The sequence below is a fragment of the Halorientalis regularis genome, from assembly GCF_023698535.1.
Classification (GTDB): domain Archaea; phylum Halobacteriota; class Halobacteria; order Halobacteriales; family Haloarculaceae; genus Halorientalis; species Halorientalis regularis.
Genome location: NZ_JALJCL010000005.1, coordinates 249,634 through 273,477 on the forward strand (window position 1 = coordinate 249,634; position 23,844 = coordinate 273,477).

Consider the following 23,844-nt stretch of genomic DNA (forward strand, 5'->3'; position numbering starts at 1 on the left):
AAAAGAAACTCGGAGTTCGGAGCGACAGTCGCCCGACGCCGTTCGCTCAGGCGATCTTCTCGTACTGCTCGGAGAGCTTGTCGGCGGCCTCGTCGAGCAGTTCCGCCTCGTCGGCCGTGAGGTCCCAGTCGACGACCTCCTCGACGCCGTTCGCGCCGAGCTTGCAGGGCACGCCGAAGGCGGTGTCCTCGTAGCCGTACTCGCCGTCGAGCGTGATCGAGGCGGGCAGGACCTCGCCCGTGTCGTTGACGACGGCCTCGACCATGTGGGCGACGCCCGTGGCGGGGCCCCACTCGGTCGCGCCTTTGCGCTCGATGACGTCCATGGCACTCTCCTGGAGTTCTTCGAGAATCTGCTCCTGCTCGTCCTCGCTGAACTCGGGGTCGGTGCCGTTGACCCGGACCTTCGAGAACACGGGGACCTGCGCGTCGCCGTGTTCGCCCAGAATCGTCGCCTCGACGTTCCCGACGGGTTCGTCGAAACGCTCCGAGAGGACGTAGCGGAACCGCGCGGAGTCGAGGCGGCCGCCGAAGCCGATCACCTTGTGGCGGTCGCGGTCGCCGACCTCGTACTGGTGGCGGTTGAGCAGGTCGACCGGATTCGAGGTGGTGATCGAGACGAAGTCGTCGGTGTGCTCCTCGAGCTGGCTGATGATGTCGTCCATGATCGGGGCGTTGTCGTCGGCCAGGTCGATCCGTGTCTGGCCCGGCGACCGGGGCAGCCCCGCGGTGATGACGACCACGTCCGAGCCGGCGGTCTCCTCGTAGGTGCCCTGCCGGATCGTCGTGTTGGCGTCGTAGGCGACCCCGTGGTTGGTGTCGGCTGCTTGCCCGATGGTCACGTCCTCCTGGTCCGGGATGTCGACGTAGACGAGTTCGTCCGCGATGTCGCGCAGGGCGATGTTGTACCCCGCTGCGGCACCGACGGTGCCCGCCGCGCCCACTATGCTAACTTTCGTCATATCGGCTGGAAGTCCCGGCCCCGGCGAATTAAACTCTTCTTTTTGATCCGCGCGTCACTGCCGACGTGTCGTCGCGGCGTCCGGCCCCACTTCTCAGCTACGCCCCGCAAGCCATTTTCCGCCCGGCCGTCTCTACCCGTGTATGAGCGACTTCGACAAGGAAGCCGAACGCGAGAAGTTGCGCGACAAGTACGGGCGCGACGAGGACGACCGCGAAGCGACCGAGCGCATGAGCGACCTCCTCCTGAAGGGCGCGACGATGACGAACACTCACTGTGGCACCTGCGGCGACCCCATCTTTCGCTACGAGGGTCAGGAGTTCTGTTCGACCTGCCAGGAGGTCGTCAGCGAGGCCGACGACCAGCAGGGCGACGGCGATGGAACGGCCGCCGGCGACGAGCGATCCGAGACGGATCAGCCCACCGACACCCAATCCGCCGACGGAGCGACCCCGGACACGGCCAGCGACCAAGCCGTCTCCGACCCGCCCAGCGCCCCCGACGAACCAGCCACCGCCAGCGACACCGAGACGCCACAGCCCGGGACGAACGGCCGGGCCGACGCCGGGGCCAGTGCCACGCCCGACCTGGCCGGCCACACGGAGACCACCGACGCGTCGAACCAGCCCGCCGACTGGACGTCGAGCATGGACCCGTCAGTCACCGACGCAGGCGAAACGGCGGGCCAGTCCGAAACCACGGCGCAGGCCACCGCGCCGAACCCAGCGCCGACCGGCGGGGGCGGGTCGGGCGGGCTCGCGGGCGCACGCGACTCACTCGAAGGGACCATCGTCCGCCTGACCCGGCAGGCCGAGGCCAGCGACGACCTCGAACGGACGCGGGCCTATCTCGCGGCCGTCGAGGAGGCTGCCGACGCGCTCGCGGCGGTCAAACGCGCGGACCGCTAATCGTCCGTCGGCCGTCCAGCCGACTGCTCATCCCTCGTAGTCGCTCCCGACGATCTCCCGGATGCGTTCGGCGGTCACCGTACCGACCCCCTCGACCTCCCGGAGGTCGTCTTCGTCGGCGAGCATCACACCTTCGACGCTCCCGAAGTGATCGAGGAGCGCGCGGGCGGTGACCGGCCCGACCTCCGCGATCGAGGCGACGACGTACTCCTGTTGTTCGGCCAGGGTCTTGGACTGTTTCTCGCCGTGGACGCTGATCTCCCGATCCTCCTGTTCCTGTTCGCGGGTGCCGATCACTTCCATGAGGTCGGCGGTGTCGTCCTCGTCGTCGGTCCGGAGGACGCTCGCGCCGAAGTCCACGACCAGCGAGGACAGCGCGCCCCGGATCGCGTTGGGGTGGACGTTGCGCTCGCCGTAGAGGTCCTCGCCCTCGACGATCACGACCGGGCGGGCGTAGTGGCGAGTGGCGTCGCCGACCTGCTCGAACATCGAGCGGTCCCCGCCGGTGAGCGTGTCCAGGAAGTCCCCGACGGTCTTGCGCTCGACCACGACCCGATCCGAGAGAACGTAGTCGCCGACCGCCAGCGTCTCCAGGCGCGTCTCGATGCCGTCCCGCGTCGAGAGGTCCCGCGCGATGGTCGAGTCGAGCTCCCGCTGGTCGGCCACGATCTCGACCGTCTCGCCGTCCGGGGCGGCCTCCGCGACGACGCCCGCTACGTCCTCCCCGTCGCCCACCCTGTCGTCACCGTCACCGCCACCGCTCCCGGACCCCTCCGTTTCGTCTCCACTGGCCGACTCGTCAACCGATTCTCGCTCTGTTTCGTCTCCATCGACCGAGCGATCCGTCCCGTCGGCCGCGAAGGCCGAGAGTCCCGACTGGCCGCTCGTCTGGCCCGCCGTCGCCCGATCACTCCCGTCGTCGCCCGCCGTTTCACCTGCGCCGTCGGCCTCGTCGCTCGACCCCTCCGTTTCGTCTCCACCGGCGGACGTGTCGGGCTCGCCACCGGCGTCGCCGTCGGCGTAGTCGTCGAGTTTCGTTCCGTGGAGTTCGGACTCGATCTCTCCGGCGACTGACTTGAGGTCGCGCAACTCCCGTTCCATACGCTTCTCGTCGTTGCGTGACTTCCAGAAGTAGGCCTCGTCGCGGGTGTCCTCGGCCAGCAGGACGACCACTTGACCCTCGGTCTGGCGGCCGGTTCGCCCCTTCCGCTGGATCGACCGGATCGCAGTCGGGACGGGTTCGTAGAAGAGCACGAGGTCGACCTCGGGCACGTCCAGGCCCTCCTCGGCGACCGAGGTCGAGACCAGCACCTCGAACTCGCCGGCCCGGAAGGCGTCCAGCGTCTCCTGCTGTTCGGTCTGAGTCATCCCCTCGCTGCCCTCGGTGTCGCTCTGTCCGACGAACTTCCGGGTCTCGAAGTGATCGCCCAGGAACTCGACGAGCGTCTCGGCGGTGTCCCGCGATTCGGTGAAGACGATGACGCGCTCGCCGCCGTCGAGTCCGAGCGTCTGGGCCAGCAGGATGCGGGCCTGCCGAAACTTGGGATGGAGGTCGTCGTAGTCCTCGGCCCGCCGCATCGCTTCTCTCACTTTCGGGTCCGAGACCAGTCGCTGGTCGGCCTTCGAGGCCCCGGAGGCGCGCGCGGCCTGTTTCAGCCGCTCGAAATACCGTCGGAGGGACTCCACGCTCTGGGTCTCGACGTAGTTGACCGCGGTGTTGAGCTTCCGGATCTCGGCGTGGAGGCTCATCCCCTCGTACCCCTCAGACTGGTCGTTGTTCATCAGCTCTCGGAGCTTCGACTGGATGCCGACGAGGTCCTTCTCCGAGAGGTCCGGGCTGGTCTTGTTCGTGACGCCCAGTTCGTTGAGCTTGCCCAGCCGGTCCGAGATCACGTCGTTCAGGGCATCACGAATCTCGATCACGTCCTCGGGCAACTCGACGCGTTCCCAGGTGAGGTCCGTGTCGTGGGTGTACTCGGCCACGTCCGCGTCGTCCTCGGTCATCACCTCGACCTCCCGGAGGCCGAGGTTCTCACAGACCTGGAGGATGGCTTCCTCGTCCCCGCCGGGGGAGGCGCTCATCGCCGTCACCAGCGGGTCGGCGGCGTCGTCGTGGTAGCGTTCGGCGATGTAGTTGTAGGCGTAGTCGCCGCTGGCGCGGTGACACTCGTCGAAGGTCAGGTGGGTCACGTCGGACAGGGAGATCCGATTGCCCACCAGATCGTTCTCGACGACCTGCGGGGTGGCGATGACGACGCGGGCGTCGTCCCAGAGCTCCGACCGGTCGTCGGGCCTGACTTCGCCGGTGAAGACGACGATCTCCCCGTCGGGGATCTCCAGGGCCTCGCGGTAGAAGTCGGCGTGCTGGGTCACGAGGGGTTTGGTGGGCGCGAGAAAGAGCGCCTTCCCCCCGACCTCGTGCAGGCGGTCGGCGGTGACCAGCAGGCTCACCGTCGTCTTGCCCAGGCCCGTCGGGAGACAGACCAGCGTGTGGTCCGCGGCGGCGGCCTCGGCGAGCGTGACCTGGTACTGCCTGTCCTCCAGCAGTCCCTCGGTCAACAGGGGATGCTCGACGTGTCCGACCTCGTCGGTCGCTGCCATTACTCCGGATACCCGCTACCGCCGGTTAAGCGTTCGCGTACCGGGGCGGAAGTGAAGCGGTCCGGTGTTTCGTCGTCAGCCCACGACGGCCGGGCGGTCGGCAACCCGTCGGACTGGCAGACTGTCCGGCGAATCGAATCTCGAAACGCGCCGAGATATTAACGGCTGGAACTACGAGATACGTATACACGAATGTCCGGAAATCGGGAGCGACGGGCGTATCTGTCGGGATCCAAGCCGTCCGTGCTATCGGACGTGGTCTCGACCCGACAGCGCCACGCCGCCGCCACCCGTCACGGACGGTGGGGGAATCCGGAGTGAGAACCGATGCGTGAGCCCGAGACCCGGGACTGGACCGAGCGGGAGACGGCCCGACACATGGCCGAACAGGTCTGTCTGGGGTTCCGGGCTCACGACCGGAAACAGCGCGACGAGGCCATCGAGGCGTTCGGGACCGTCGACGCCCTCCAGTTTCAACACGTCGACGCCGAGACCGCCACGCACGCGGCGACGGCCTACGTCGAGGCGCTGTGGGCCAAAGACGCCGTGGAGGTCGACCACATGGCCGACGGCGAGATCCACGACGACGACCTCGCGGACGCCGACTGGGAGCCCGTCCGCGAGAAGTTCCGCGAACGCGCCTCTATCGTCGGCATGAACCCCCGCTACGCCCAACTGTCGACGACGGCCTGGCGCAATCACAAGACTGGCCGGGACTACTGGACGCCGATTCAGCGGGCCCAGGTGATCGAACTCCGCGCGGCGATGAGCGACGAGGAGTACCCGCACAAACCGCGCTACGGGCAGTCCGGGTTCGGGCCGGAAGCCGCCCGGTACGCACTGGCCGTCGAACTACACGATATGCACACGGATCGGCACTGGCAGGAGGCGATGGACGTGATGGTGCCGTACTTCGAGGCGATACTGGAGGCGCATGACTGACGATACCTCGACCGGGCTCTCGCCCGGGCCACTGGCCGACGCCGCGATCACCAGCGACGGAACCGGCGAGGGGAGCGACGGACAGGTGTCGATTCTGCACGTCGACGACGACCCCGACATGCTGTCGCTGTCGAAGACGATGCTCGAACGCCGGGACATCGACGTGACCACCCGGACCAGCGCCGAGGCGGGCCTGGAGTACCTCCAGGAGGCCGACGTGGGTTGTATCGTCAGCGACTACGAGATGCCACGGACCGACGGCCTGGAGTTTCTGGAGGCCGTTCGCAAGGAGTACCCCGATCTCCCCTTCATCCTGTTTACCGGCAAGGGCGGCGAGGAGATCGCGAGCAAGGCGATCTCCGCGGGCGTCACCGACTACCTCCAGAAAGAACCCGGCGAAGGGCAGTACACGGTGCTGGCCAACCGGATCGTCAACCTCGTCGATCAGTACCGCGCGAAGCAGGCCGTCGAGCAGACTCAGAAGCGGTTCAGCAAGCTCATCGAACACTCGACGGACGTCATCTCGATCATCAGCCTCGACGCCCGCTTCGAGTACCTCTCGCCCTCCGCGGAACACATCCTCGGCTACGAACCGGCCGAGATGGTCGGCGAGTACATCTTCGACTACGCCCACCCCGAGGACCGCGACGAAGCCATGGAGAAGTTCTTCGAGACGGTCGAAGACCCCGACAAGCAACCGACCGTCGAGTTCCGGTTCAAACACCCCGACGGCTCCTGGCCCGTGCTGGAATCCCGGGGCCGCAATCTGCTGGACGATCCCGACGTGCAGGGCTTCGTCGTCAACAGCCGTGAGATCACGGAACTCCGCGAACACGAGCAGGAGTTGAAACGGCAGAACGAGCAACTGGAGGTGATCCGCAGCGTCGTCTCCCACGACCTGAAGAACCCGCTGAACGTCGCCAAGACGACCCTCGACCTGGCGACGGAGGACTTCGAGGACCCCGACCGTCGCGAGGACGTACCCGAACACCTCGACCGCCTCGGGCGCGCCCTGGACCGGATGGACGTCATCATCAGCGACATGCTCACGATGGCCCAGCAGGGCCAGCGCGTGGTCGAGACCGACCCCGTCGACTTCGAAGCCACCGCCCGGGCCGCCTGGGAGATGGCCGGCGGCGACGACGCCACGTTCGAGATCGCCGACACGCCCACCATCCAGGCCGACGAGAGCCGTCTCCAGCAACTCCTCGAAAATCTCTTTCACAACGCCGTGGAACACACCGACACCGACGTGACGGTCACGGTTGGGACCACGGCGGCCGCCGACACCGACGACGCCAGCATCGCCAGCCTGTACGTCGAGGACGACGGTCCGGGGATTCCCGACGACGAACGGGAGAAGGTGTTCGAGTCGGGTTACTCCACCGCCGAAGAAGGCAGTGGCTTCGGGCTGGCTATCGTCGAGCAGATCGCCAAGGCCCACGGCTGGGAGGTCGAGATCACCGACCCCGGCGGGACCCGTGAGAACGGTGAGTCCCGCGCCAGCGGCACGCGAATCCTGATCAGCGGCGTCCAGATCGAGTAACTCAGAGTATCGGTGGGAGGCTCAGCCCGACGGTCATCGCCCCCGCGGCGACCAGCGGGATGGTCAGGTTGTCGTCGATCACGTACTCGCCGATCACGGGCTTGACGCCGTCGGCCAGCATCGCCGCCAGGCCCCCGAGTACCGCCGCCACCGGTGGGACAAAGGGGAGCGCGAGGCCGGTACAGACCAGAAACATCGTGACGAGGACACGCGGTCGCTTGACCGTCCGGAGCTCGTCGGACCCGAGCAGGCCGGAGATCGGGTCGCCGAGCGTGAGCATCAGGATCGCGGGGACGGCGATGGTCGGGCCGAAGGCGAGACCGGTGGTCGAGCCGCTGAACACGTACAGCGCGTATCCGGCGGGGTTGTCTTGTTCGTACTCCCTGGTCAGCACGTCGAAGACGACCCACTCGAAGCCGAGGCCCAGCCGGGCGGTCTCCAGCAGAAGGGCGAAGATCAGCCCGCCTACCAGCAGGTACCGCAGTTGTGGCCAGGTGAGCAGGTCCAACAGGTAGAGTCCCGGCACCCCCGCGCCGCTCGCGTGAACGAGTCGGCGTGCCACCTCGTTCGCCATCAGCGGTCGCCGACGGTCGTCTCACCGGCCCGCAGGTCCGCGACGACGCCCGGCAGGTCGTCCACGGGAACCCGGGCCTGTGCCGTCGTGTCCCGGTCGCGGATCGTCACCGTGTCGTCGTCCAGCGTGTCGTAGTCGACGGTCACGCAGTAGGGCGTCCCCACCTCGTCCTGCCGGCGGTAGCGCCGGCCGATGGAGCCGGAGGCGTCCTCGGCGACCTCGAAGCCGGCCCGGCGGAGCCGTTCGGCGATCTCGCCGGCCCGCTCGCCCAGGCCGTCCTTGTCCATCAGCGGGAACACCGCCACCGTGGTCGGCGCGAGTTCCGGCGGCAGGGTCAGGACGGTGCGTTCCTCGTCGTCCCCATCGGCCTCGCTCTCCCCGGCGTCGTCCTGTGTCAGGCTATGGGCCAGCACCGTGTAGACCAGCCGGTCGACACCGAAGGACGGCTCCACGACGTGGGGCGTGACGTGTTCGCCCGCTTCGGTGACCTCCTCGACGGCGAAGCCGGTCTTCTCGACCGGGACGGTGTACTCCTCGCCGTCCACGTCGACGGTCACGTCGTCGCCTTCGAAGGCACTCCGGTCCCGCTCGGCCAGGGCTTCGAGCGCGTCGGCCACCGCCCCGGCGTCGCCGCCGAACTCGGGGCCGAGATAGCTCATGTCCGGATCGACCGTGGCGCGCTCGACGGTGATCGGGTCGTCGTACTGCTTGAAGATCGTGAAGTCGTCGTCGGCGTACTCGCCGTGCTTGGTGAGGTCGTAGTCACCGCGGTATGCGAAGCCGGTGATCTCGATCCAGTCCGGGTCGGCCCCGGGGGGACTGGTATCAGCTTCCGCGTCCCAGCAGTCCGCAGCGTAGTGGGCCAGTTCGCCCGAGCGGTGCTGGCGGAAGCGGAACCGGTCCATGTCGATGCCGATGCGCTCGTACCAGCCCTGGGCGACGCCGAGGTAGTAGCCCACCCAGGCGCTCCCGACGATGCCCTCTTCGACGGCCTCGCCGACGGTCATCTCGACCGGTTCGCCGCCGTCGTCGTCCTGGCGGGCCTCGGAGTACAGCGTGACCGCCACGTCTTCGACCGACTCCAGGTCGGGTTCGTCGGCCTCAGGGTCGACGAAGTGTTCGAGTTCGGCCTGTGCGAACTCCCGGAGGCGAACGAGGCCTTTCCGGGGGCTGATCTCGTTGCGGTAGGCCGCGCCGACCTGGGCGACGCCGAAGGGCAACTGCCCGCGGGCGTACTCCTTGAGTCGCGGGAACTCCACGAAGATGCCCTGGGCGGTCTCGGGGCGCAGGTACCCGGGCGAGGACGAACCCGGTCCGATGTTCGTCTCGAACATGAGGTTGAAATCGTCGACGGGTTCGCCCGCGAGGTCCGTGCCACACGAGGGACAGACGAGGTCGTTCTCGGCGATGATGTCCTCGATGTCGTCGATGGCGATGGACTCGGCTTCCTCGATGTCGGTGTTGTCCTCGACGATGTGGTCCGCGCGGTGGGAGGCCCCACACTCGGGGCACTCGACGATCATGTCGTCGAAGCCGTCCAGATGGCCGGAGGCCTCGAAGACGGGTTCGGGCATCACGTTGGGGGCTTCGATCTCCATGTGGCCCTCGCGGCGGACGAAGCGGTCGCGCCAGGCGTCTTCGAGGTTCTCCTTCAGGGTCGCGCCCTCGGGACCGTAGACGTAGAAGCCCGAGACGCCGCCGTAGGCCTCGCTGGACTGGAAGAAAAAGCCCCGTCGCTTGGCCAGCTCCGTGAGTCGGTCGGTTGCGGTGTCGTCGGTCATCGGTAGAGTGCGCGAAGCAAGTCAACGTCCTGGACGACGCCGGCGAGGGCGTCGCCCGAGACGAGCGGGATCTGCTCGATGTCGTTGTCGATCATCAACTGGGCGGCGTCCCGTGCCGTCTTGCGCTTCGAGACGGTGACGACGCCGTCGCTCATGAACTCCCGGACGGGGTTGCCGGGAATCTCGACGTTGCGGGTCGGCATGTAGCTGTTGCCGACGGCCTTGACCGACTCCCACTTCCAGTCGTCGTCGTCGTCGGCGATGGACTCGCCGGTGTCGGCCTCGCCCTCGACGACGCGGGCCACGTCGAGGATGTCGACCTCGGTGATGATGCCGTCCATGTCGCCCTCCTCGTCGAGGACGACCGCGTAGGGGACGCCCGCGTGAGAGAGTTCCTGCTCGGCGACGGGCAGGGGGGTCTCGACGTAGACGCAGTTGATCTCCCGGGTTGCGAGGTCGCCGACCTCGGAGTCGCCGTCGACCTCGCCCTCTGCGATGGCGTGGATCACGTCGGTGATGGTGACGATGCCTTCGAGTTGTCCGTCGACGACGGGCACCCGGCGCGCGCCTTCGGTGACCATCAGCTCCGCGACCTCGGTGAGATCGGCGTCCTGGGTGGTCGTCGGGACTTCCTCGACCAGCAGGGCGAGCTGGTCTTCGTCGGGCCGTTCGATCAGTGCGTCCCGGGAGACCAGCCCCCGGAATTCCTCGCCGTCGTCTCCCTCCTTGATCACGGGGACCGACGAGAACGCCCGCTCCTGGAGATACTCGAGGACGTCGTCACGCGTCCCTGGCAACTCGACCGTGACGACCGCCGAACGGGGCGTCATGGCGTCTGCGACCTTCATATTGGGTGCATCTCCTGTCCGCTCCTACTAAGGCCTTCACATTGGCCCCGCCCGTGCCCGCGATCCCCGACCGAATCACACCCGGGCGCCGGCTCGCGCAACCCCACCTGACAGGATCGAACCGACGATCACTGAAAAAGAGAGCCGTAATAATCCGGCACATTTTTATTGTCGTGTGTAAGACTCTCATGCATGGCACAGGATGGCGCTGCCAAGAAATCGGTCGCAGACTGTGAAGCGATGGGCTCGGTCGACAGCGGCGAGATCGACCAATTCATTATTGCGTACCCGTGTCAGGACGACGCCTGGGCGTCCATCCCGCTTACAGACGCTGCCTCGCTCGACGAGTGGTGTTGAGGCCACTCGAACTCGTTTTCGACCGCGTTCTCGCTCCGGACAGCGGCGGGGCCGCCGCCGCGAACGGTGAAGATTTTTGCCCCCTCGCGTCCTCCGAGTCGGTATGGATTATCGTGAAGTCGAGGGTGCCCGGGAGTACGTTGCCCGGCTCGACCACGGCGTCGGGTGGCGCAGTCAGATCGAGGCGTTCGCCGACGAGGAGAAGATCGATGCGGCCTTCTTCGTCGGCCTCGGCGCGGTGCAGGACGCGACGCTTTTGTTCTACGATCAGGACGACCAGGAGTACGACGACGTCGAGTTCGACGAACCCTTCGAGGTCGTCCCCGCCGTCGGGAACGTCTCCTGGCTGGAGGGCGAGCGCTTCGCACACACCCACATGACGCTCTCCCGTGAGGACGGGTCGGTCGTGGCCGGGCACCTCGACGAGGCGACGACGTTCGCGGGCGAACTCTACGTCCGTGAGTTCGACACGGAACTGGCCCGGGAACACGACGAGACCACTGACCTGGATCTCTGGCCGCTCTAATGCGAGAGGCTGATCGGCGCTACTTCGAGCGACTGGAAGCCGACCTCGACGACGCTTTCGAGGTCGCCACCGCGGCCCGCGAGCGCGGCGGCGACCCCACGAAAGACGTGGAGATCCCCACGGCGCGGGACATGGCCGACCGCGTCGAGAACATCCTCGGGATCGACGGCGTGGCCGAACGCGTGCGGGACCTCGAAGGCGAGATGAGCCGCGAGGAAGCCGCGCTCGAACTCGTCGAGGACTTCGTGGACGGGTCGGTGGGCGACTACGACACCGACGCGGGCAAGATCGAGGGTGCGGTCAGGACGGCGGTCGCCCTGCTGACCGAGGGGGTCGTCGCCGCGCCCATCGAGGGGATCGACCGCGTCGAAGTCCTCGAAAACGACGATGGGACGGAGTTCGTCAACGTCTACTACGCCGGGCCGATCCGCTCTGCAGGCGGGACCGCGCAAGCACTCTCCGTGCTGGTCGCCGACTACGCCCGCTCGCTGCTGGGCATGGACGAATTCAAGGCCCGCAACGACGAGATCGGCCGGTACGCCGAGGAGGTCGACCTCTACGATCAGGAGACGGGTCTGCAGTACTCCCCCAAGGAGAAAGAGAGCGAGTTCATCGCCGAACACATGCCGATCATGCTGGACGGGGAGGCCACCGGCGACGACGAGGTCTCGGGCTACCGCGACCTCGAACGGATCGACACCAACTCCGCCCGGGGCGGGATGTGTCTGGTCTTCGCCGAAGGCATCGCCCTGAAGGCCCCGAAGATCCAGCGCTACACCCGCAACCTCGACGAGGTCGAGTGGCCCTGGCTCCAGGACCTCATCGACGGCACTATCGGTGAGGACGGTGGCGACGAGGGCGAAGACGGCGAGGAAGCCGAGGCGAGCGACGGCGAGGCCGACGACGCGGCCGAGGACGCGACCGACGAACCGGCGGGACCGCCCCGCGTCGACCCCTCCGAGAAGTTTCTGCGCGACCTGATCGCCGGCCGGCCGGTGTTCACCCACCCGAGCGAACCCGGTGGCTTCCGTCTGCGCTACGGCCGGGCGCGCAACCACGGGTTCGCGACCGCTGGCGTCCACCCCGCCACGATGCATCTCGTCGACGACTTCCTCGCGACCGGGACCCAGATCAAGACCGAGCGCCCCGGCAAGGCGGCGGGCGTCGTCCCCGTCGACACCATCGAGGGGCCGACGGTTCGGCTGGCCAACGGCGACGTGCGCCGCATCGACGACCCCGCGGAGGCGCTGGAAGTCCGTAACGGCGTCGAGAAGATCCTCGATCTGGGTGAGTACCTGGTCAACTACGGCGAGTTCGTCGAGAACAACCACCCACTGGCTCCAGCCAGCTACACCGTCGAGTGGTGGGAGCAGGACCTCGAAGCGTCGGCCGCCGACGTACAGGCCATGCGCGACTCGGTGCGGGTCGATCTGGCCGACCCCAGCGCCGACGAGGCCATCGAGTGGGCCAGCGAGTACGACGCGCCGCTCCATCCGAAATACACCTACTGCTGGCACGATATCTCGGTCGCCGAGTTCGAGCGATTGGCGGCGGCCGTCGCCGACGGCGAGATAGCCAACACCGACGGCGCGGTCCTCTCGGACGACGACACCGGCGACCCCGCCGACGGTGACCTGATCGTCCCCCGGCCCGACGACCCCGACAAAGAGGTTTCGGGCGTCCTCGAGAGCCTCCTCGTCGAACACCACCAGCACGAGGACCGACTGGTCGTGCCCGACTGGAAGCCGCTCGTCCTGTCACTGGGCCTCACCGAGCGTCTGGAGCGGGAGTGGGAGCCCGCCGACCTCCCCGCCGCGGCCCGCGAGTACGCCGACGGCGAGAACGCCATCCGCGCGGTCGACGCCGTCGCGCCCGTCGAGATCCGCGAGCGCGCGCCGACCCGCATCGGCAACCGGATGGGTCGCCCCGAGAAGTCCGAGTCCCGCGAACTCTCGCCGGCGGTCCACACGCTCTTCCCCATCGGCGAGGCCGGAGGGAGCCAGCGCGACGTGTCCAAGGCCGCCGACGCCGGCGACGCCGTCGAGGGCACGCAGGGCGAGGTCGAGGTACAGGTCGGCCGCCGGGAGTGTACCGAGTGTGCCAGTCGGACCTACCACGCCCGCTGTCCCGACTGCAACGGCGTCACCGACGCCGTCTACGTCTGCCGGGACTGCGACATCGAGGTCGAACCCGACGAGTCGGGCCGCGCGCAGTGTCACCGCTGTGAGTCGCTGGCCTCGCCCGTCCAGACCAAGACGATCAGCGTCCGCGAGGAGTTCCGCGACGCCCTCGACGAGGTGGGCCTGCGCGAGAACGCCTTCGACATCGTCAAAGGCGTCAAGGGGCTCTCCTCGAAGACCAAGACGCCCGAGCCCATCGAGAAAGGCATTCTCAGAGCGAAACACGGCGTCTCGGCGTTCAAGGACGGCACCGTCCGCTACGACATGACCGACCTCCCGGTGACCGCCGTCCGCCCCGCCGAACTCGACGTGACCGCCGACCAGTTCCGGGAACTGGGCTACGAGGAGGACATGCAGGGCGAACCCCTGCGCCACGACGATCAACTCGTGGAACTCAAAGTCCAGGACATCGTCCTCTCGGACGGCGCGGCCGAACACATGCTCAAGACCGCCGACTTCGTCGACGACCTGCTGGAATCCTACTACGGCCTCGACCCCTTCTACGACGTAGACGACCGCCAGGAACTCGTCGGGGAGCTGGTCTTCGGGATGGCTCCACACACGAGTGCCGCAGTTATCGGAAGAGTTATAGGATTCACGTCCGCAGCTGTCGGATATGCGCATCCGTACTTTCACGCCTCAAAACGCCGTAATTGTGACGGTGACGAGGACTGCGTCATGCTCCTTCTCGACGGGCTATTGAACTTTAGTAAAAAATTTCTGCCAGATCAACGAGGTGGGAGGATGGACGCGCCCCTAGTCATGTCCTCCCGGATCGACCCCACCGAGATCGACGACGAGGCTCACAACATGGACGTGATGGACCAGTATCCCCGCGAGTTCTACGAGGCGACACGGGAGATGGCCGATCCCGGCGAGGTCGAGGACATCATGACCATCGCCGAGGAGAACCTGGGAACCGACCGGGAGTACACGGACTTCCGACACAGCCACGACACCAGCAACATCGCGCTGGGGCCGGATCTGTCGGCGTACAAGACGCTGGACGACATGATGAAAAAGATGAACGCCCAGCTGGAACTCTCCCGGAAACTCCGGGCCGTCGACGAGACCGACGTGGCCGAACGGGTCATCGAGTACCACTTCCTGCCCGACATCATCGGCAATTTGCGCGCGTTCTCCCAGCAGGAGACCCGCTGTCTGGACTGCGGCGAGAAGTACCGGCGCGTCCCCCTCACGGGCGACTGCCGGAAGTGTGGCGGGGACATGACCCTCACCGTGCACCACGGCTCGGTCAACAAGTACATCGACACCGCGCTGGAGGTCGCCGAGGAGTACGACACCCGCGAGTATACCACCCAGCGCCTGGAGATTCTGCAAAAGTCTATCAAGCGCATCTTCGAGAACGACAACAACAAACAGAGCGGGATTGGCGATTTCATGTAAGACCACCTTTTTCGCGAGGGGGTCGCAGGGCGACCCCCTCGTCAAAAACGTCCCCAGAAATCGGAGATTTCTGGTGGGCTGCGCAAGAGCTTCGCTCTTGCGAACGTGGGCGAAAAAGCGGAACTCGCGCCGTGCGCGAGTTCCGGTGCTGTGCTGGCGGTTTCCGCGACCGCACCACACCGCCACCGCGACCGCAACCACCGAATCCGTCGCTCTCGCGCCTCACACTCTCGAACCTGAGCCGGCATTCAACAGGCTCCAGTCGAACAAGCCCACAGTGACGGACAGAGCGGTCAGCCCGGTGATCGGGACCGTCCTGCTGGTCGCCATCGTCGTCCTGCTGGCGGCGACGGGCGTGGTCTTCTTCCAGCAACTGGCTTCGGACCCGGGCGAACCGCCACAGATCGCCGTCGAACGGGCACAGGCGACCGTCGACGGGTGTACCGTGGCCCGCGCGGCGGTCGAGGGCGGGTCCGGCGGCCTCGCGTTCTATCGCCAGCACGGCGAGCGCGTCGTCCTCGACGACGACGGCGACGGCCGCACGGAGGCCGGTGAAGGCGTCCGACTCCCACCCCGTGAGGAGGTGACGTTGGTGGCGAACCGCTCCGGCCAAATCTATACGCTGGCCGAGTTCCGCGGCACCCGGATCGACTGCCTGTCGGTCGCGGGCAGTGCCGAGCCCGGGATCGAGACGACCCACGGTGTCCGCTTCGACGTGATCGACCGCGGCGGCACCGGGACAGCCGGGAACTCGCTCAACGAAGTGACGGTCACCTACGAGTCGGGGGCCGGTGTGGACGCGTCAGATGTCTCGGCCGACGACGTGACTGCCGCCGGGTTCGACCGCGACGGTGATTCCGCCATCGACGTGTCCGCGCTGAGCGATCTCCAGAGCGTGACGGTCAGCAACGGCGGACGAACGATCAAATTCGGTTTCGTCGGTAATTACAACGTAAAGGCGGGCGACGAGATCGTCGTCCGGTTCGCCGGGATCGAGAATCCGGTGGCGGCCGGCACCTACACGACGACGGTGAACGTCAACGGCGACGTGACGAAAACCGGGAGTGTCACTGTCGGTTGAGATTCGGCCGTAGTTTTAACCCCTGGCCCGACGAATCACCGGCGTATGAGCGACAGTCAAGAGGGCACCACGCCGTCGTTCGGACAGACCGTCTACGACGACGAGGGCAACGAACTGGGGCGTATCCGCGGGTTCGACGAACACGGCTTCTACGTGACGCTGGACGAAGGGATCGAGGGCTTCTCGGAGGAACACGTCACCTCCGGCCACGAGTGGGGCGAGGCCGAGTTGATGTGGCGCTGCTGGGAGTGTGGCGAGATGGGTGACATCGACGAGGACATCCCCGAGGCCTGTCCCACCTGTGGCGCGCCCAAAGAGGACATCTATTACTGGACCGAGGACTGACCGGCGACCGTGGACGTCCTCGTGTTCGGGGCCGGGAGCCTCGGTTCGCTCGTCGGCGGCCTGCTCGCCCGCCAGCACCGCGTGACGCTCGTCGGGCGTGACCCCCACGTCGGAACCGTCGCCGCCGAGGGCCTGACCGTCGACGGCGCGGTCGAGTGCCACGTCGACCCCGACGGGGTGACCGAAGTGCCGCCCGACGCATCGCCGGACCTGGCGCTCGTGACGGTCAAGGCTTACGACACCGACGCGGCCGCCGCCGCGCTGGCCGACTGCCATCCCAGTACTGTCCTCTCCCTCCAGAACGGCCTCGACAACGAGGCCCGACTGGCCGACCGCCTCGACTGCCCGGTGCTGGCGGGTACCTGCACCTACGGCGCGATGCTCGAAGAACCGGGTCGGGTCACCTGCACCGGCGTCGGCGAGGTCGTGCTGGGGCCGCGCGAGGGCGGCCAGTCCCCCGCCGCCGACCGGGTCGGCGCGGCCTTCGACGAGGTGGGAATCGAGACGACCGTCGCGGCGGACATGCCCCATCGATCCTGGGAGAAACTGGCAGTCAACGCCGGGATCAACGCCACTACGGCGCTGGCCCGGATCGAGAACGGTGCGGTACTGGACGAACCGGCCAGCGAGGTGGCGGCGGCGGCCGCCCGCGAGACCGCTCGGGCGGCACGCGATGCGGGGGTGGATCTCTCCGACGAGGCGGCCGTCGATGCCGTCCACGAAGTCGCCGCGGCGACGGCGGACAACACGTCCTCGATGTACCAGGACGTGCTGGCCGAGCGTCGGACCGAGGTCGACGCGATCAACGGGGCCGTCGCCGAGCGGATCGACGCGCCGGTCAACCGGACGCTGGCGGGACTGCTCCGGGCCTGGGAGCGGGCGCGCGACCGCCGATAAGTTGCAAAGGTTTAGTGGGTCGCCGTCCGGAGCGTCCGGTGATGGAAATCTTCGGGTCCAGCGGCGTCCGCGGGGTAGCAAACGAGTACCTCAACCCCGAATTCGTCTGCAACATCGCGCAGGCCGCCGGCTCGGTCTGGGACGCCGACACCGTCGCGCTGGCCCGGGACACGCGAACCACCGGCGAGATGCTCGGCAACGCCGCCGCCAGCGGCCTCGCCAGCGTCGGGTCGGACGTGCACCGACTCGGCGTGATCCCGACGCCCGGACTCCAGGCCTACTGCGAGCGGGTCGGCGTCCCCGGCGTGATGATCACCGCCTCGCACAACCCGCCCCAGTACAACGGCGTCAAACTCGTCGGAGCCGACGGGATCGAACTCTCGCGGGGCACGCTCGAACGCGTCGAGGAGCGCCTGCTCGCCGAGGACTTCGATTCGGTCGCCTGGAACGGGACGGGTCGGGAGGAACGGATCGACGACGCCCGGGACCGCTACGTCGAGCAACTGCTGGCCGCCGTCGACCGCGAGCGCATCGCCGACGCCGACCTGACGGTGGCGCTCGATCCCGGCCACGGCGCGGGGTCGCTCACGAGCCCCCGTATCTTCCGGGAACTGGGCTGTGACGTGGTCACCGTCAACGCCCAGCCCGACGGTCACTTCCCCGGTCGGGACCCCGAACCGGTCGCGGAGAATCTCGCCAATCTCGGCCGGCTGGTCCGGGCGGCCGACGCCGACGTGGGGGTCGCCCACGACGGGGACGCGGACCGGGCGATCTTCTTCGACGAACACGGCGAGTTCATCGAGGGTGACGGGGCGCTGGCGGCGCTGGCGGCCGCGGAACTCGGCCCCGGCGACACGGCCGTCTCGGCGGTCAACGTCTCCCAGCGGCTGGTGGACGTGGCCGACCGGGCCGGCGCGGCCCTGTCGCTGACGGCCATCGGCAGCACGAACATCATCACCCGCATCCGGAACCTCCAGGCCGACGGCGAGTCGGTCCCCGTCGCCGGCGAGGGCAACGGCGGCATCCTCTTCCCCGACTACCGGATCACCCGGGACGGGGCCTACACCGCAGCGCGCTTCCTCGAACTGCTCGCCGAACAGCCCGCGAGCGAGGTGGTCGCGCCCTACGACGACTACCAATTGCTCCGGACCGACGTGAAATACGAGACCGACGACGAGCGTCGCCGCCTGCTCGACGCCGTCGAAGCCGTCGCCCGGGACGCCGACGCCACCCTCGATACGACCGACGGCTACCGGCTCGACTACGGGGACAGCTGGGTGTTGGCCCGGCCCAGCGGGACCGAGCCGGTGATCCGCGTCTACGCCGAGTCACGGGACCCCGCGCGGTCGGCCGACCTGGTCGAACGGATGCACGAGACCATGGTCGCCGCCCGCGACGAGGACTAACCCGGCAGTTCCTCGAGTGTCGTCGCCAGCTTCCCGCGTGCCTCCCGCGTGGCTTCCAGGTCCGCCTGGACCGCGCCCGACTGGAGGCGCTCGCGTTCGTCGTCGTCGAGTTGCTCGCGAGCCTGCGCGCTCGTGCGGAGTCGGTCGTAGTCGTCGCGGTCGGTCAGCGCCCGCACGGTGCGAGCCTTCGCGACTACGTCTTCCGGCGCGAACCGACCCGTGACCTGGATCAGCTCCCGGGCGAGAAAGCGCAGCTCCTCGGCGGCCGGCGGCGGCCACGAGACGGTCAGCGGGTCGCCGTCGAGTCGCCGGAGGTACGTCTGGCTCGCACCGATGGTCGTCTTCAGCGCCGCCCCGTCGTCGACGTAGTGGTCGAGCTTCGAGTTCGAGTAGTCGGCGTACTCGAGCAGCGTCGGGATCGGCTCCGTCCCCGGCGGGTTGTGCTCGACGTACTCCGTCAGCTTCGATGGCGGCTGGCGAAACTCCACGAGCGGGAACGACGCCGTCGTCTCGACGAATCCCAGTACGTCACGGGCGCTCTCCTCGCGCTTGAACTCGCGGAACGCCGTCTCGACGGCGTCGTTGTACGCGTCGATGGGTTCGCGCAGTCGCTCGACCGGGGCATCCAGATCGGCTTCGCCCATCGCGACGAGGTCTTCGAGGTCGGTGATTCGCTCGTCCAGTTCTCGCACGCGGCGCTCGGCCCGGGTGCGGAGTTCCTCGTACCGGTTCTGGGTCGCCTCGCGCTCTTCGAGCAGGGCGGCGTCGTCGGCGGCCGGCGAGAGGGCCTCACGGGCCCGCTCGAAGTCCGATTCCGTGAGCCGGCGCTGTTGCATGATGTCGTCGACCTCCTCGAAACACTCGCGGTGGGGCAGGTCCTCTGGGAGGCTGTCGACGAACTTCTCCATCTCCTCTTGGAACTCGATGAAGACCCTGAAATCGCCGTCCCCGGTCGCCTCCGCCTCGTAGTCGTCGAACAGCGCCTGGAGCCGGTCGTACTGCCGTGCGACGGCTTCGAGGTCCCCCTCGACGCGCTCGTCGACGCGAGCCTGAGCGTTCTCGGCCGCGCGATGGGCCGATTCGAGGTCCGCGATCAGGTCCGCCACGTCGTCGGGGCCCGCGCTGTCACTCATCGTACACGTCGTCGGGATCGAACACCTGCTCCCCGACGACTTCGCCGTCGATGGTGCGGTAGAAACACGAGCGATACCCGGTGTGACAGGCTCCACCCTCCTGTTCGACCAGGTACAGCAGCGAGTCGCCGTCACAGTCGACCCGGATCTCCTCTACAGTCTGGGTGTGGCCGCTGGAGGCCCCTTTCTCCCAGAGCTCGTCGCGGCTGCGCGAGTAGTAGTGGGCCCGCCCGGTCTCGCGGGTCCGCTCGACGGCCTCGCGCGTGACGAACGCGAGCATGAGTACCGCTCCCGATGTCGCGTCCTGGGCGACCGCCGGGAGCCGCTCCTGCTCGCCGAAGGCTAACTCGACGTCGGCGTTGTCCATACTCCCCTCTGTGACCGTGGTACCGATATGCTTTGTGTCAGCGTCGCCGTCCGCCAATATCAGCTGTGAATTCGCCGCCGCGCCGATTTCAGAACTGATTATTGAACGAAAAACCGCGGTATTACTTGCTCTCTAAGTTCTCAGAAACTGTAATGGCGTGTGAGGATTGAAGCCGTTGGGAGATAGAGGCTGTGTCGATGGAACGCCGGAGGTTTTTACAGCGCGGGGCAGTCGGAGTCGCCCTCGGGACCGTCGGCTGTCTCGGCACCGGTGGTGAGGTCGTTGTGACAGTCAGCCGTGAGGTGTCAGTCCAGCCCGGGACCGGCTGGATCAGGGAGATTCCGGACGTGTCCGACCCCGGCGGTTCGATCTCGTACATCTCTCGGGCGCAGGTCCCCTTCGACGTGTACTTCTTCACCAGCGAGACACAGATGCGCCGGTACGACGCCTACACCAGCGGCGAAAAGCCGGAGAAACATCCGACCGGCGACCGCGACATCGGGCGGACGGCCACCGAAACTGCGAACGGGGACTACAAGGCCAGTACGCAAAACAACGGCGGCCGCCAGTCTATCGACGAGACCGGGCCGTACTACTTCGTCCTCGATCACTCCGACTACCCGGCCGCCGGCGGTGCCTGGCCGAGTGAGATATCGAAACGCCGGTCGATCTACCTCGACCTGACCGTCACGCGACAGCGATTCGGGTTCTAGAAGACGCCGAGTCCCTCGATCAGCGCGTACAGCACGTCCCCGTAGGTCAGCCCCACCAGGAGCCCGATGAACATCGGCACGAGAAACGGGATGCCGGGCGTGATCCACACCTCGTCCTCGCTGGTCAGGACGGTGAGTCCCGCCCGCAACTGCTCTGGCGTCGTCCCGTACGCGCTCCCCTCGATCTCCTCGAAGAACCGCTCTGCGCCCCACGGATCGGCGATCGCTGTCTCCTCGGGTGCCTCCTCACTATCGGCGTCGGCGGTCTCGTCGTCGGGAGCCGGTCGGCCACCGTCGGTCACAGTAATCGCGCCGTCACCGGGCGGGTTCGTCTCCGCCGGGATACTCTCGGGGTCGCGGAACGCGTCTGGATCGGCCCGCAACTCGGCGAAGTTCGCGCCCCGCCAGGCCAGATACATCCGGAGCGCGTCCAGATCGAGCCCGCGCCGGGTGAACCCCTCGGGCGTCTGGAGCAGGCGGCCGTACTCCTCGGTGATCCGGTCCGTGGCGACCGGGCGGCCGATCACCATCGCCTTGGCGACGTGGCCTCCGGCCGCGTTGCGCAGCGTGAGCGCGACCGGATAGAACAGCCCGACGACGACGGTGTTCGAGAGGACCGACATCGCAAACACGCCCAGCGTCGGGACGACGACCGGGAGCGCGAAGTCGGGAAACAGGTACGTCGGGAAGGTCGGAAAGAGCACGGCGAGGGTGATCAGCGCCTTGGCGTCGGCCCCACCGAACCCCCCGATCCACCAGAAGCCGTAGGACAGCGGTACCACGAACCCGATGCTGATCAGCACCCGCAGGAAGTACGCCCGCTGGTTGACGTAGCCCACCGTCGCCCCCGTCCAGACCTGCCAGACCTCGACGGCGAGCGCGAGCAGCGCCACCCCGAGCAGGGGGAGCCACGTCCGGTTCGGGACCCGCCGGGTCTTCACGTCCCGCCAGGCGGCCCAGCCCAGCGCCGGGACGGCTACCAGCCGGAGCAGATCCGGGAGTGACGCCGTCAGGAAACCAGTCGATACCACACCGAGGCCCAGCGACGGCTAGGGCAAAGCGTTTGCGAACGGCTCGAAACGGAAAAGGGGCCGCGTCAGATGACGCGGTTCTGCATATTTCGCGTAAGGACACAAGATATACAAACAAATCCCACAAACTATGATCTATGTCGGATCGATCAGAACTAATCCAAGTTAGAGTAACGCCAGATAAAAAAGAAGAATTCGAGGAATTTGTGGAGAAGTCTCTAGATTTCAATACTCTGAGCAACTTTCTTCGAATTTCTGCGAAAAAGCAGATACAGGAAACTAATGATGGTGACATAGCTGACAAAAAAGAGATTGTCGATGCAATTGATGACTCTCTTGCGGGAATCAAAGGAGAGTTGGAGCGTCTCAATGACCGCATTGCCGACGTTGAATCGGCTGTCCATGACGCTGACGACGAAATAGACACACTTGCGAGAGAGATCTACAGGGAGCTACCTGAATTCCGCTCTGAGGAAGGATTCGACCGAGACCGTCCTTCACATGAACGTGTTGTGGAGGAAGGAAAAACGCTGTCAACACCAACAGCTTGGGCAGACTGGTTTGGGGTTGAAGTCCCAACTGCCCGACGAGCATGTGGCCGGATGTTGGAGTACTATCCGGAAGTAGAGTTCACTTACGAGGCAGTTGATGAAGAGACATCAAGTGTTCCTGAACGACGTTACTACAAGGTGGAGGGGGTATGATGACATCTAATGAGAAAGAGACTTCTTTAGATTACCGAAACGACAACGGATCGTACAAGTCAATTGATGAGTGCCGTCCTGAGATTGTTCGGTATGATAAGGTTCTACGGGTCAATACAAACGACAAAGATCCAAAAAGTCGCCAAAGTCAGAGTACGAAACGGTATCGACAGGACCTTCGATGGTTTGACCACTGGCTAGATGCCCAAGATAATCTGACAGAAGTGTCTGATTTGAATGACGAGAATGTTGATTTGCTAATCTTTGCGCTTGATCACCAATTTAATGGGTCAACGAAGCGCCAGCGGTGGGACCAGATTAGTTCGATGTATGACTATTTCGAAAGAAAAAACATTGTAGACCAAAATCCACTGGCTGCTGAAAATCCACGGAAACGGGGATTAACCAAGACCACTGAACAAGAAATCCAGATAGAACCGGATGAGCGGTATGCACTCACAGCGGAAGAGGTACGGAAGATGGAAAAAAATGTTAAGCAACATGGCCCCCGGGACAAGTTAATCATCCGGTTAATGTGGCAGACCGGGGTGCGAAGAACAGAAGCGAGTTATCTAACTACAAAAATGTTCAACTATGACCAGAGAGAGATTGAAATACCCGGAGAAATAACAAAAAACGGAATGGGACGTGTAGTCCCGTATCAGGAGACCCTTGACGGGCTACTGAACGACTGGTTGGACTTTCATAGAGACGACATGGCCATGACCGCCGATCACGACTATCTGTTCGTCGGAGAGAGAGGTGGGAGATTGAGTGGCCAACGAATTAATGAGATAGTTAGGGACGCTGCCATTGATGCTGGAATCAATCGCAAGTTGGGATATACTGACGCAAACGGTAAGGAGAGATGGTTAATAACTGCTCATAATCTGCGCCACGGCTATGGAACCTACATGGCTAATGAGACTGATGCTGGCCTCTGGGAAATCAGCAAGTTGATGGGTCATAAATCGATTGAGACTACTCAAAATCGGTACGTTGCCCATGACGAACGAGCAGGGACTGAACACGGCCACAAGTACGGCCCGAAGTGAACACACTGACTCTCGCTGTTTGATACACTATCTTAAGGACACTAATCTTATACTGAGGGCTAAAACTTCATGGAACTCCAGCCACGAGAAGAGGTATGGCGAGGCTGGAGAACGTCTCTGTCGAAGACCTCCGCCAGATCTTGGCGGAGGTCGATGAAGCCGACGCAACAAAGCGGATCATGGTTGCGATCACCTACAAGGAGATTGACGATCTGACGCAAACAGATGCTGCCGACCTCTACGGATTTTCCAGTAGTTGGGCCTCAAAGTGGTTCACCCGACTCGAACGGCTCGCCGACGAGCCGTTCGAGGAGGTTGTCTATGACAAACCACGAGACGGCAGGCCGTCCGAACTTTCTGAGAAAGAACACGAGCAGTTCGTCGAGGCTCTTCACGAGTCACCCGAAGAAGTCGGATACGACGCGCCCGCGTGGTCTGTTCCATTGGCGCGTCACTATCTTTCTGAGGAATTCGGCGTTGAG

The 23,844-nt window shown here is 65.7% G+C and carries 21 protein-coding genes and 1 pseudogene; 14 read left to right on the plus strand and 8 right to left on the minus strand.

What is annotated here, in order from left to right:
* Positions 1-46: 46 nt before the first annotated feature.
* Positions 47-961, minus strand: coding sequence for a malate dehydrogenase (gene mdh / locus MU521_RS08710; RefSeq protein ID WP_092690148.1), 915 nt, complete (start codon positions 959-961; stop codon positions 47-49).
* A gap of 142 nt (positions 962-1,103) precedes the next feature.
* Here mdh and MU521_RS08715 point away from each other — a divergent pair, with 142 nt between their 5' ends.
* A complete protein-coding gene (locus MU521_RS08715) occupies positions 1,104-1,868 on the plus strand; it encodes an Sjogren's syndrome/scleroderma autoantigen 1 family protein (RefSeq protein ID WP_092690146.1) in 765 nt (254 codons plus the stop codon).
* A 27-nt stretch (positions 1,869-1,895) separates the two neighbouring features.
* Here MU521_RS08715 and MU521_RS08720 read toward each other — a convergent pair whose 3' ends face one another.
* On the minus strand, positions 1,896-4,469 hold the full coding sequence (locus tag MU521_RS08720; RefSeq protein ID WP_092690143.1) for a DEAD/DEAH box helicase: 2,574 nt from the start codon (positions 4,467-4,469) through the stop codon (positions 1,896-1,898).
* A gap of 327 nt (positions 4,470-4,796) precedes the next feature.
* On the opposite strand from MU521_RS08720, the gene MU521_RS08725 reads away from it, so the two are divergent.
* The gene (locus tag MU521_RS08725; protein WP_092690140.1) at positions 4,797-5,411 is read left to right on the plus strand and encodes a hypothetical protein; all 615 of its coding nucleotides are present in this window, start codon (positions 4,797-4,799) and stop codon (positions 5,409-5,411) included.
* The gene (locus tag MU521_RS08730; RefSeq protein WP_092690137.1) at positions 5,404-6,957 is read left to right on the plus strand and encodes a hybrid sensor histidine kinase/response regulator; all 1,554 of its coding nucleotides are present in this window, start codon (positions 5,404-5,406) and stop codon (positions 6,955-6,957) included. The genes MU521_RS08725 and MU521_RS08730 overlap by 8 nt, the downstream gene beginning before the upstream one ends.
* A gap of 1 nt (position 6,958) precedes the next feature.
* Here MU521_RS08730 and MU521_RS08735 read toward each other — a convergent pair whose 3' ends face one another.
* Genes MU521_RS08735 through MU521_RS08745 form a run of 3 tightly spaced genes read right to left on the minus strand, consistent with a single transcriptional unit; the run spans position 6,959 to position 10,160 of the window.
* Positions 6,959-7,531, minus strand: coding sequence for a diacylglycerol/polyprenol kinase family protein (locus MU521_RS08735; RefSeq protein ID WP_092690135.1), 573 nt, complete (start codon positions 7,529-7,531; stop codon positions 6,959-6,961).
* The gene (gene glyS, locus MU521_RS08740; RefSeq protein WP_092690132.1) at positions 7,531-9,312 is read right to left on the minus strand and encodes a glycine--tRNA ligase; all 1,782 of its coding nucleotides are present in this window, start codon (positions 9,310-9,312) and stop codon (positions 7,531-7,533) included. Before glyS ends, MU521_RS08735 begins: the two co-directional genes overlap by 1 nt.
* Entirely contained in the window at positions 9,309-10,160 is an 852-nt protein-coding gene (locus MU521_RS08745; RefSeq protein WP_092690129.1) for a CBS domain-containing protein, read from the minus strand. Before MU521_RS08745 ends, glyS begins: the two co-directional genes overlap by 4 nt.
* A 192-nt stretch (positions 10,161-10,352) precedes the next feature.
* Here MU521_RS08745 and MU521_RS08750 point away from each other — a divergent pair, with 192 nt between their 5' ends.
* The 7 genes from MU521_RS08750 to glmM all read left to right on the plus strand — a co-directional run bounded on the left by MU521_RS08750 (position 10,353) and on the right by glmM (position 18,359).
* A complete protein-coding gene (locus MU521_RS08750; protein ID WP_175452813.1) occupies positions 10,353-10,517 on the plus strand; it encodes a DUF7556 family protein in 165 nt (54 codons plus the stop codon).
* Positions 10,518-10,620: 103 nt separating this feature from the next.
* Positions 10,621-11,043 carry a PPC domain-containing DNA-binding protein gene (locus MU521_RS08755; protein ID WP_092690126.1) on the plus strand — a complete coding sequence of 141 codons (423 nt, stop codon included), beginning with the start codon at positions 10,621-10,623 and terminating at the stop codon, positions 11,041-11,043.
* Positions 11,043-14,630, plus strand: coding sequence for a DNA polymerase II large subunit (locus tag MU521_RS08760; RefSeq protein ID WP_092690123.1), 3,588 nt, complete (start codon positions 11,043-11,045; stop codon positions 14,628-14,630). The genes MU521_RS08755 and MU521_RS08760 overlap by 1 nt, the downstream gene beginning before the upstream one ends.
* Before the next feature lie 277 nt (positions 14,631-14,907).
* Positions 14,908-15,711 (plus strand): archaellin/type IV pilin N-terminal domain-containing protein, encoded by an 804-nt coding sequence (locus MU521_RS08765; RefSeq protein ID WP_175452812.1) that lies wholly within the window; start codon positions 14,908-14,910, stop codon positions 15,709-15,711.
* A 45-nt stretch (positions 15,712-15,756) separates the two neighbouring features.
* The gene (locus MU521_RS08770) at positions 15,757-16,056 is read left to right on the plus strand and encodes a DUF7130 family rubredoxin-like protein (protein WP_092690119.1); all 300 of its coding nucleotides are present in this window, start codon (positions 15,757-15,759) and stop codon (positions 16,054-16,056) included.
* A gap of 9 nt (positions 16,057-16,065) precedes the next feature.
* Positions 16,066-16,953: a ketopantoate reductase family protein gene (locus tag MU521_RS08775; protein ID WP_092690116.1), complete on the plus strand. Its 888-nt coding sequence runs from the start codon at positions 16,066-16,068 to the stop codon at positions 16,951-16,953.
* Positions 16,954-16,994: 41 nt separating this feature from the next.
* A complete protein-coding gene (gene glmM, locus MU521_RS08780) occupies positions 16,995-18,359 on the plus strand; it encodes a phosphoglucosamine mutase (protein ID WP_092690113.1) in 1,365 nt (454 codons plus the stop codon).
* Here glmM and MU521_RS08785 read toward each other — a convergent pair.
* A complete protein-coding gene (locus tag MU521_RS08785) occupies positions 18,356-19,492 on the minus strand; it encodes a DUF7118 family protein (protein WP_092690111.1) in 1,137 nt (378 codons plus the stop codon). The genes glmM and MU521_RS08785 overlap by 4 nt on opposite strands.
* On the minus strand, positions 19,485-19,859 hold the full coding sequence (gene hisI, locus MU521_RS08790) for a phosphoribosyl-AMP cyclohydrolase (RefSeq protein ID WP_092690108.1): 375 nt from the start codon (positions 19,857-19,859) through the stop codon (positions 19,485-19,487). Before hisI ends, MU521_RS08785 begins: the two co-directional genes overlap by 8 nt.
* A 197-nt stretch (positions 19,860-20,056) precedes the next feature.
* Here hisI and MU521_RS08795 point away from each other — a divergent pair, with 197 nt between their 5' ends.
* Positions 20,057-20,572, plus strand: a complete 516-nt coding sequence (locus MU521_RS08795) for a hypothetical protein (protein ID WP_092690105.1) — start codon at positions 20,057-20,059, stop codon at positions 20,570-20,572.
* On the opposite strand, the gene MU521_RS08800 is transcribed toward MU521_RS08795, so the two are convergent.
* Positions 20,569-21,585, minus strand: a complete 1,017-nt coding sequence (locus tag MU521_RS08800; RefSeq protein WP_092690763.1) for a prepilin peptidase — start codon at positions 21,583-21,585, stop codon at positions 20,569-20,571. The two genes, MU521_RS08795 and MU521_RS08800, sit on opposite strands and share 4 nt — an antisense overlap.
* Positions 21,586-21,740: 155 nt before the next feature.
* Here MU521_RS08800 and MU521_RS08805 point away from each other — a divergent pair, with 155 nt between their 5' ends.
* The 3 genes and pseudogenes from MU521_RS08805 to MU521_RS08815 all read left to right on the plus strand — a co-directional run.
* Positions 21,741-22,307 (plus strand): hypothetical protein, encoded by a 567-nt coding sequence (locus MU521_RS08805; protein WP_139171076.1) that lies wholly within the window; start codon positions 21,741-21,743, stop codon positions 22,305-22,307.
* Positions 22,307-23,362: a tyrosine-type recombinase/integrase gene (locus MU521_RS08810; RefSeq protein ID WP_092690761.1), complete on the plus strand. Its 1,056-nt coding sequence runs from the start codon at positions 22,307-22,309 to the stop codon at positions 23,360-23,362. The genes MU521_RS08805 and MU521_RS08810 overlap by 1 nt, the downstream gene beginning before the upstream one ends.
* 95 nt (positions 23,363-23,457) lie before the next feature.
* Positions 23,458-23,844: pseudogene (locus tag MU521_RS08815) on the plus strand (IS630 family transposase); the annotation flags it as partial.

What these genes read in the sequence shown, in the direction of transcription:
- mdh (WP_092690148.1), bottom strand. Translation starts at nt 961, where the DNA reads ATGACGAAAGTTAGCATAGTGGGCGCGGCGGGCACCGTCGGTGCCGCA.
- MU521_RS08715 (WP_092690146.1), top strand. Translation starts at nt 1,104, where the DNA reads ATGAGCGACTTCGACAAGGAAGCCGAACGCGAGAAGTTGCGCGACAAG.
- MU521_RS08720 (WP_092690143.1), bottom strand. Translation starts at nt 4,469, where the DNA reads ATGGCAGCGACCGACGAGGTCGGACACGTCGAGCATCCCCTGTTGACC.
- MU521_RS08725 (WP_092690140.1), top strand. Translation starts at nt 4,797, where the DNA reads ATGCGTGAGCCCGAGACCCGGGACTGGACCGAGCGGGAGACGGCCCGA.
- MU521_RS08730 (WP_092690137.1), top strand. Translation starts at nt 5,404, where the DNA reads ATGACTGACGATACCTCGACCGGGCTCTCGCCCGGGCCACTGGCCGAC.
- MU521_RS08735 (WP_092690135.1), bottom strand. Translation starts at nt 7,531, where the DNA reads ATGGCGAACGAGGTGGCACGCCGACTCGTTCACGCGAGCGGCGCGGGG.
- glyS (WP_092690132.1), bottom strand. Translation starts at nt 9,312, where the DNA reads ATGACCGACGACACCGCAACCGACCGACTCACGGAGCTGGCCAAGCGA.
- MU521_RS08745 (WP_092690129.1), bottom strand. Translation starts at nt 10,160, where the DNA reads ATGAAGGTCGCAGACGCCATGACGCCCCGTTCGGCGGTCGTCACGGTC.
- MU521_RS08750 (WP_175452813.1), top strand. Translation starts at nt 10,353, where the DNA reads ATGGCACAGGATGGCGCTGCCAAGAAATCGGTCGCAGACTGTGAAGCG.
- MU521_RS08755 (WP_092690126.1), top strand. Translation starts at nt 10,621, where the DNA reads ATGGATTATCGTGAAGTCGAGGGTGCCCGGGAGTACGTTGCCCGGCTC.
- MU521_RS08760 (WP_092690123.1), top strand. Translation starts at nt 11,043, where the DNA reads ATGCGAGAGGCTGATCGGCGCTACTTCGAGCGACTGGAAGCCGACCTC.
- MU521_RS08770 (WP_092690119.1), top strand. Translation starts at nt 15,757, where the DNA reads ATGAGCGACAGTCAAGAGGGCACCACGCCGTCGTTCGGACAGACCGTC.
- glmM (WP_092690113.1), top strand. Translation starts at nt 16,995, where the DNA reads ATGGAAATCTTCGGGTCCAGCGGCGTCCGCGGGGTAGCAAACGAGTAC.
- MU521_RS08785 (WP_092690111.1), bottom strand. Translation starts at nt 19,492, where the DNA reads ATGAGTGACAGCGCGGGCCCCGACGACGTGGCGGACCTGATCGCGGAC.
- hisI (WP_092690108.1), bottom strand. Translation starts at nt 19,859, where the DNA reads ATGGACAACGCCGACGTCGAGTTAGCCTTCGGCGAGCAGGAGCGGCTC.
- MU521_RS08795 (WP_092690105.1), top strand. Translation starts at nt 20,057, where the DNA reads ATGGAACGCCGGAGGTTTTTACAGCGCGGGGCAGTCGGAGTCGCCCTC.
- MU521_RS08805 (WP_139171076.1), top strand. Translation starts at nt 21,741, where the DNA reads ATGTCGGATCGATCAGAACTAATCCAAGTTAGAGTAACGCCAGATAAA.
- MU521_RS08810 (WP_092690761.1), top strand. Translation starts at nt 22,307, where the DNA reads ATGACATCTAATGAGAAAGAGACTTCTTTAGATTACCGAAACGACAAC.